General features: G+C 54.4%; 7 protein-coding genes. 2 read left to right on the top strand and 5 right to left on the bottom strand.

The features are described 5' to 3' along the window. The 3 genes from QZL66_RS04250 to QZL66_RS04240 form a co-directional block, all read right to left on the bottom strand. Window positions 1-999, bottom strand: a 999-nt coding sequence (locus tag QZL66_RS04250; protein WP_293601850.1) for a sugar transferase, incomplete at its 3' end; no start/stop codon positions are given. 257 nt (window positions 1000-1256) lie between these two features. Then, entirely contained in the window at window positions 1257-2156 is a 900-nt protein-coding gene (locus tag QZL66_RS04245) for a hypothetical protein (protein ID WP_022410503.1), read from the bottom strand. Next, window positions 2128-2646 carry an RNA polymerase sigma factor gene (locus QZL66_RS04240; protein WP_022410502.1) on the bottom strand — a complete coding sequence of 173 codons (519 nt, stop codon included), beginning with the start codon at window positions 2644-2646 and terminating at the stop codon, window positions 2128-2130. The genes QZL66_RS04245 and QZL66_RS04240 overlap by 29 nt, the downstream gene beginning before the upstream one ends. A 733-nt stretch (window positions 2647-3379) precedes the next feature. Between QZL66_RS04240 and QZL66_RS04235 the strand changes: the two genes are divergently transcribed. Both QZL66_RS04235 and deoD read left to right on the top strand, forming a co-directional pair. After that, window positions 3380-4807, top strand: a complete 1428-nt coding sequence (locus tag QZL66_RS04235; RefSeq protein WP_022410500.1) for an MATE family efflux transporter — start codon at window positions 3380-3382, stop codon at window positions 4805-4807. A gap of 76 nt (window positions 4808-4883) precedes the next feature. Then, the gene (gene deoD, locus QZL66_RS04230) at window positions 4884-5588 is read left to right on the top strand and encodes a purine-nucleoside phosphorylase (protein ID WP_022410499.1); all 705 of its coding nucleotides are present in this window, start codon (window positions 4884-4886) and stop codon (window positions 5586-5588) included. Window positions 5589-5868: 280 nt separating this feature from the next. Here the strand turns inward: deoD and QZL66_RS04225 are convergent, their stop codons facing one another. Both QZL66_RS04225 and QZL66_RS04220 read right to left on the bottom strand, forming a co-directional pair. Beyond that, window positions 5869-7011 carry an ABC transporter ATP-binding protein gene (locus QZL66_RS04225; protein ID WP_022410498.1) on the bottom strand — a complete coding sequence of 381 codons (1143 nt, stop codon included), beginning with the start codon at window positions 7009-7011 and terminating at the stop codon, window positions 5869-5871. Between the two features lie 153 nt (window positions 7012-7164). Beyond that, a complete protein-coding gene (locus QZL66_RS04220) occupies window positions 7165-7920 on the bottom strand; it encodes a pseudouridine synthase (RefSeq protein WP_022410496.1) in 756 nt (251 codons plus the stop codon). Window positions 7921-7998: the final 78 nt, after the last annotated feature.

The following is a 7998-nucleotide window of genomic DNA, read 5'->3' as shown; positions in this document are numbered from 1 at the left end:
CACGCGGGTGATGCGGTCGTCATCCTCCCGTGCCAGCTGCGGCCCGTGCTTCTCTGCATCCACCACCATACTGCGGAACTTATAGACATAGAACTCTTTGCCCCCCAGCGTCAGACGCTTCTGCCTGAACAGCACCGGCCCGCCGTCGTTCAGCTTGATGGCAAGGGCACAGACCAGCATGACCGGAGAGAGCAGTACGGTAAATACCACAGCAAATGTCAAGTCGAACGCACGCTTGACCAGCCGCTGTTCCATCGACAGACCGTAGTTCCGGCACAGCAGCAGCGGCGTATCGAACAGCCGGATCTCCTCCGCTCCGCGCAGGATGATGTCGGAGATCTTCGGGGCGATATAGGTGCGGATGTTTCGGGCGAAGCAGTACTTGAGCAAGTCGTTGCGCCGCTGTCCGGGGATCTCGCACAGGATCACGCCTTCATACCGTCCGATCGCCGCACAGATCTCCTCGGTGGATTCCGCAATGCTCACGGACTCACAGATCATATACTTGTCCACACGGCGGCTCATTTTCAGCACCAGCTCGGCGGCGTTCTTGTCGCCGTAGATGACGACCAGATGGCGCGGCGGATAGATGCGGAAGTACAGCCGGTTCACCAGCACCACCCACAGCACCAGCACCAGCAGGTCGTACCCCGTGAGGATCACCATGGGGAGCGTGGCGGAAAAGTCACGGTTGACCACGCTGATCTGGAAGTACGTCAGCACATTGACGCACAGAATGGAGAGCGTCTGGGAATAGAACATATCCGTCCGCTTCAGATAGCCTGCCTTCAGCCCGCCGAACGCCTTGCTGAACAGCATCACCATGACGATATAAATTAAAATCATCACCCAGTTGCCGCGCCGATAAAACGGCAGCAGGATGGCATCGCTATAGCTCTGATACCATACCCACACAAATCCCAGTGTATAAAGCCCCACCAGAATCACAGCGGCAGAAAACGAAAAGATTCGTTTATATTGATCTCTGCGATTTTTCATTCCAATTCTATTTTACAGCGCTGCCGCAGAATCATATCTCTGCATGTTCCCCAGCAGCCTTTTCTCACTTTCTAAAAATCAGGAAACACCGGCGAAATTACCGGCATCGTTTCCAGAAAACATATACTTTATTATAGCAGAGGGATATGGTGCTGTCAAGCGTTTCCCGCATTTTCAGCATTTTTCCCGAAAAAAATCGGTGCCGCGGCAGATTGCGACACCGATACGAGATATCATTTTTTCATTTTTCCCTGTACTCAGACAGCAGTAAACAAATAGTACTGATTCGTTCCGGCATACTGAATGGCAAGCTGCTGTGCGCCATCCGCACCCTTGACGGAATAGATCAGCACCACATAAGTGTCATCCACATCTTCTCCGTTGGTGATGCCGTTTCCCAAGTACTCATCCAGCTCTCGGTTGGAGATCTCGGTATACTGGGTATCGTAGGAGATGCCCTGCCACACCAGAATATGGTACAAATAGATGTTTTGCCGAATGGAGATGTTGCTCTGGCTGGACTTGGTGGTCACCGTTGTCTGCGCCGGTTCTGTCGGCTGCGTCTGTGCGGTGGTCGCCTGTGTCACAGCGGTAGTGGTACGTACCGGCTTGGTCTGCGTTTCAGCGGCAGTCGTCTTTTTCACCGTGGTCTGTGCCGTTTCGGTCTGTACCGCCGTTGTCACCGGTTCCGTCTGCACGGCATCCTCCGCCGCATCTGTCACGGCAGCACAGGCGGTTTCCGCCGTCTGGCGTTCCGCCGGTTGCGATGCACGGGACTCCTGCGGTTTTTCCGCCGTATTGGCAGAAGTTGTTGTGATGAGCGGCTGCGTCTGGGTTTCCGGCGGCTGCTCCGGCAGCGCAGTCACCACAGCAGTTTCCGTGGTGGGCTGGAGTACGACCAGCTGGTCGGTGCCGTTCTGCGGCATCCGGCTATGCACCGCCGCCATCATCACCACAGCACACGCCAGCGCCACGGTACAAATTCCGGCGGAAGCAGTCTGCCAGCGCCGATACCACGGACGGCGAGCCTCTTTGCGCTCCGCATCTGCGGCATGCTTTAAAATCTGCGCATACATCCGGTCCTTTGCCGCCTCATCCGGCGACAGATGCTGGAGTGCCTGCTGAATCCTACGACGATCTTCTTCCTGATTCCGCATCCGGCTCACCTCCCAATGTTTGCGACAGCTGTTTTCTGCCGCGGTGCAGCAGAGAACGAACGGTAGATTCTTTCTTTCCCAGCATCTGTGCAATTTCCGTGCTGGAATATCCCTCGTAGTAAAATAAATAGATCACAGTTTTATACTGATCCGGCAGTTTCATCACGGCGGAGAGCACCTCCGACTCCTGCGCATCCGGCGGCGCCTGTACGCAGCCCATTGCCTGATCCCAGTCCTCCACCTCCTGCCGGCTGGCACGAAACCAGTGGCGCAGTGCATTTTTACAGAGGTTGGAGGCTGTGACAATGAGCCACGCGCGCCCATGGGCATCATCTTCCCAAAGCTGCGGCTCTTTCATGGCACGGAGGAATGTTTCCTGTGTCAGATCCTCTGCGTCTGCCTGATTTTTCATGCGTATGTAGCAGACCCGGTATACCGTGTCAACATGCCGCGCGTAGAACTGCGCAAATGCTGTATCCTCCTGCGGCATGAAACCCCTCCCATTGCTCCAGAAGCGCACTTCTGCAAGCGTGTCTGATACTCCGCAGCGCACCTCCGGCACCCCCTGGAGCTCCGGTTACAAGTATACCGCATTTTTATGAAATAAATATATCAAAAGCATGTATTTTCGAGAAATGTGCACATTTCTCATCATGCTGAATTTGGCGGCGTTGTGCCGTTCGAACGACTTCGAAGCAGGCACAACAAGGAATGGAGGAAATTGGAAATTTTTTCTATTCCACCTGACAAGTGACCGAAGCGGTCGGTTCTGCACTATGCCTACGCAGGGGGCACAGCCCTTTGTGCAGAAGCGGCATCCGCCGGCAGTGCGATTTTCTGCCGTCCCTTATGCGAATGCCACGGTGACAGCGGTGCGGTCATCGTCAGGGAATGAAACAAGTGTTCTTTCTCTGCGTGCGCCATTTCCGAAACGCTTTGCAGATGTCTTGAAAAATCCCTTCATATGGGATACAATCGAGGCAGGGGAATTGTTGCACGCCGGCGGAAAAATTTTCAAGTTTGGAGGATTGCACAAATCAAAGATAGCTTTTTCGTCATTTTCACCATATTCTGTCAGAATTCTATCTTTTCAAAAAAACTGTTCCATTTCCCCAAAATTTATGCTATAATAATAGGTGTTGGCTTGTGCTGCCGGGGTGCTTTCCCCCGGCACATCCGCAAACTGAACCGGCACCATTGCCGAATCGAAAAAGGTGGCTTTCATGAACAAATACAAAAAACTCGCATCGAACACGCTGATTTTTGCGATCGGCTCGTTCGGCTCCAAGATTCTGCTGCTGCTGCTCACCCGGCTCTACACCGGAAACCTGAATCCGGGAGACAACAGCACCAAGGAACTGCTGGAACTGACTGCAAATTTCCTCTATCCGGTCATCACCTTCTGCATCGCAGACGCCATCATCCGCTATGGCATCGACCGGAATTTCGACAACCGAAGGGTTTTCACCTCCGCCTGCGTGGTAGAGCTCGCCGGCATCGGGCTGCTCATTCTGCTTTCTCCATTCCTGACGCTCCTGCCCTATACGGAGGGCTATGTCGTCCTGCTGATGATCTACTGCGTCACGTCGGGCTTCCGGCAAGTCGCCTCGCAATTCGTGGTGGCACGGGGGCTGGTGCGATTGTACACCATTGACGGCATCATCACCACGCTGACGCTGTTCATCTTCAACGTGATCTTCATCGCCGGACTCCATCTGGGCGTCACGGGCTTTCTGCTCTCGGTGCTGCTCTCGGATTTCCTCTCCGGCATCTTCCTGTGGGTGACCGCCGGACTGCACCGTTTCTTCAACCTGCGCTATCTGGACAAGAAGATCATGCGCATGATGCTGCGGTTCTCCATTCCCCTCATCCCGTCGGCACTGCTCTGGATGGTGACCAGCTTCTCCGACCGTCTGTTCCTGCGGTACATGCCCGGTCCAAGCGGTCAGGTGGGCGAGACCGCTGCCGGCATCTACGGCATCTCTGCCAAGATCCCGAATCTGGTTTCCACCATTTCCACCATCTTCTTTCAGGCGTGGAACATGTCCGCCATCGAGGAGAACGACTCGCAGGACCGCAGCCGGTTCTACCACCGTGTCTACGACGCCTACCAGTCTTTTATGTTCATCGCCAGCGCATTCCTCATTGTTTTCCTGCGGGTTCTCTCCAACATTCTAATCGACTCCAGCACCTATCCGGAGTACGCCACCGCATACCAGTACACACCGGTTCTGGTGCTGGCGGTGCTCATCATGTGCTTCAACCAGTTCCTCAGCAGCGTGTACACCGCAACCCAGCACACGACCCACTCCCTGTGGACCAATCTGGTGGCTGCCATTGTGAACATCGTGCTGAACATCTTCCTCATCCGCATCTGGGGCATCATGGGCGCAGCCATTGCAACGCTGGTCAGCTACCTCGCCTGCTACTGCATCCGCATCGTGGACGCACGGCGCTATGTGCCCTTCCCCGTCAACCACGCAAAATTCCTCAGCAACATGGCGATTCTCATTCTGCTGAGCATGATCGTTGTGGAGACACCGCCGCTGTGGGGTCTGTGGCTGACCATTGGCTTCCTCTTTGTCATTGTGTATAACTTTAGCGCCATCACCCTGACGCTTCAGGAACTGCTGCACCGGAAGAGAAGATAATCGGTGTTTCCACAGACCTTGGACAACTTGTGGAAAACGTATCAACCCCATTTTTCTTGAGAAAGGAGTCTTTTCTATGGCAACCCCACACAACACCGCCGCACCGGGCGACATCGCCAAAACGGTTCTCATGCCCGGCGACCCCCTCCGTGCCAAATTCATCGCAGAACACTTTCTGGAGAACGCCGTCTGCTACAACGAAGTCCGTGGCATGTACGGCTACACCGGCACATACCACGGTGTCCGCATCTCGGTGCAGGGCAGCGGCATGGGCATGCCCTCCATGGGCATCTATTCCTACGAGCTCTACCACGAGTATCAGGTAGAGCGCATCCTGCGCATCGGAACTGCCGGCGCCGTTGCCGACCACGTCCGGCTGCGTGACATCGTCCTCGGACAGGCAGCGTGCACCGATTCCAACTACGCCGCACAGTACGGGCTTTCCGGCACCTTTGCCCCCATCGCCTCCTATGCCCTGCTGGAAACTGCGGTACAGACCGCCCGCCAGCTGGAACTGCCGGTACACGTGGGCAATCTGTTTTCCACCGATGTCTTTTACCGTGAGCCGAGTCCGCTGCCGCAGTGGGCAAAGATGGGCGTACTCGCCACCGAGATGGAGGCAGCTGCCCTGTATCTGAACGCAGCCGCAGCCGGAAGAGAGGCGCTGTGCATCACCACCATCTCCGACTGTCCCCTCCGTGGCGAGTCCACCTCGCCGGAGGAACGGCAGACAGCGTTCACCGACATGATGCGTCTGGCGCTGGAAACCGCCACGAAATAAAAATTTGAAAATCCCATCAGATTTTCAGGTTATTTTCAGGTTTGTCTGATATACTAAGCACATGGATCGCAAAGATCCCCCTTTCCCATTTCAAGCGAAAATCAAAAGTGCTGTTTTCCGGCAGCAATTTTCCTTGAATCTTTTTCTGTACGTGACCTGTCCTTCCCCGGGCAGGTCCATTTTTTTGTCCGGTTTCGGAGGAAAACAAAAATCGCCCGCTGTCCGCAGACAGTGGGCGATCGTTTTTCAGAAAAATGGGATACGTTTCAGCTTACAACAATCAGTTAATGATGGTCTCGTTGTTCTCGGTATCCTTGCGGAACAGGTGGATCTTGTTCGCATCCAGAGCAACCTGAATCTCATCCTGCGGACGAGCAGTAGAACGAGGATCAACACGTGCAGTCAGCGGAATGCCAGCGCAGTCCAGGTACAGGAAGGTTTCAGCACCCATCATTTCGGTGATCTCTACGGTGCAGTTGATGATACCAGTCTTTGCGTTGGACAGGAACATCTCGTCGTCGTGGAGGGACTCCGGACGAATACCCAGAATTACTTCCTTGTCTACGAATTCAGCCAGCTCCGGTGTTACCTTTGCAGCCGGAATTTCAACCTGATACTTAACAGCCTTGCCGGTCTTGGTAGCTTCTGCGCCGAATTCTACATAGTAGTTGTCGGACTTCTTCAGAACAGCGTCGATGAAGTTCATCTGCGGAGAACCCAGGAATCCTGCAACGAACTTGTTGCCCGGCTTCTCGTACAGAGCCTGCGGGGTATCTACCTGCTGGATGATACCGTCTCTCATAACAACGATACGGTCACCCATGGTCATAGCCTCGGTCTGGTCGTGAGTTACGTAGATGAATGTCGTACCCAGCTTCTTGTGGAGCTTGGAGATCTCGGTTCTCATCTGCGCACGGAGCTTTGCGTCCAGGTTGGACAGCGGCTCGTCAAGCAGGAATACCTGCGGATTACGAACGATTGCACGGCCCAGCGCAACACGCTGTCTCTGACCACCGGACATAGCCTTCGGCTTACGATCCAGCAGGTGGCTCAGATCCAGGATCTTTGCAGCTTCTTCCACCTTACGTGCGATCTCATCCTTCGGAACCTTACGCAGCTTCAGACCGAATGCCATGTTGTCAAATACGGTCATGTGCGGATACAGAGCGTAGTTCTGGAATACCATTGCGATATCTCTGTCCTTCGGAGCGATGTCGTTTACCAGGCGGTCGCCGATGTACAGCTCGCCCTCAGAGATTTCTTCCAGACCAGCGATCATACGCAGGGTGGTAGACTTACCGCAGCCGGAAGGGCCTACCAGTACGATAAATTCCTTGTCCTTGATTTCCAGATTTACGTCCTTTACAGCAACTACATTGCCCGGATATTTCTTATAAATATGTCGAAGTGATAAACTTGCCATTTTCGCAGTTCCTCCTAAAATATGTTTTTCCCGATTTGAAGTGCAGTGGCTTCGTGCACCTTCTGCCGCCCTCGGTGATAATATAATCATACCAAAAATCCGCACATTTTTCAAGTCGTTTATTGCCCAAAATTACGCTTGTACATTTATCCATTATGACGAACTTTCTTTTTTGGTTTGTAACAAGCTTGAAAAAACGGTTTCTGAGTGCAACATTTTTTGGACATCTTGTTCGAACAGCTGAATACAGCCTCCCAGCGGCAGATCCGGGGGCATCGTCAGACCGCCCAGCGCCACACGTTCCAGCTCCTCCACGTGGTTTCCCAGTGCGGCGAACATCCGGCGCACCTGATGGTATTTTCCCTCGTGCAGGCAGATCAGCGCCTCCCGCTGTGTCTCCGGAACGGGCGCAGCCTGTGCCGGCTTGCACTGTGCGCCGTCGGCGAGCCGGATGCCGGCAGCGATGGCATCCGCATAGGCATCCTCCCACGGTCTTGCCAACAGGATGCGGTAATACTTTGCCACGTGCCCTCTGGCGGCGATGACCTGATGGGCAAGCTGTCCGTCGTCGGTGAACAGCAGCAGACCGGTGGAATCCTTGTCCAGCCGTCCCACCGGCCGCAGATCCTTCCGGCTCAGCTCCGGCGGAATCAGCTCCATGACGCTGTGCTGTCCCGCCTCATCCGCAGAGCTGACATACCCCTTAGGTTTGTTCAGAAGCACGTATAAGTACGGATCGCCGGGAACGTGCTTTCCCAGCAGGCAGACGATATTTTTTTCCGGCGACACCGGCTGGTCGGGCTTTCGTACCGGTGCGCCGTCCACGGTGACCTTGCCCTTGGTAATCATTGTCCGCAGTTCCCTGCGGGAGTACAGCGTGCGGGCGGAGAGAAATTGATCCAAACGCATGACGACCCTCCTGTTCTGTTTTTGGATTGTGTTTCATAACATGTAAGAGCTTGTGTTCGTAGGAAATATATGCGGATT

Source organism: Ruminococcus sp. CAG:330 (assembly GCF_000437175.1).
Taxonomy (GTDB): Bacteria; Bacillota; Clostridia; order Oscillospirales; family Ruminococcaceae; genus Ruminococcus_C.
The sequence above is the reverse complement of the archived record's forward strand: the minus strand, read 5'-3'. Positions and strand labels throughout refer to the sequence as shown.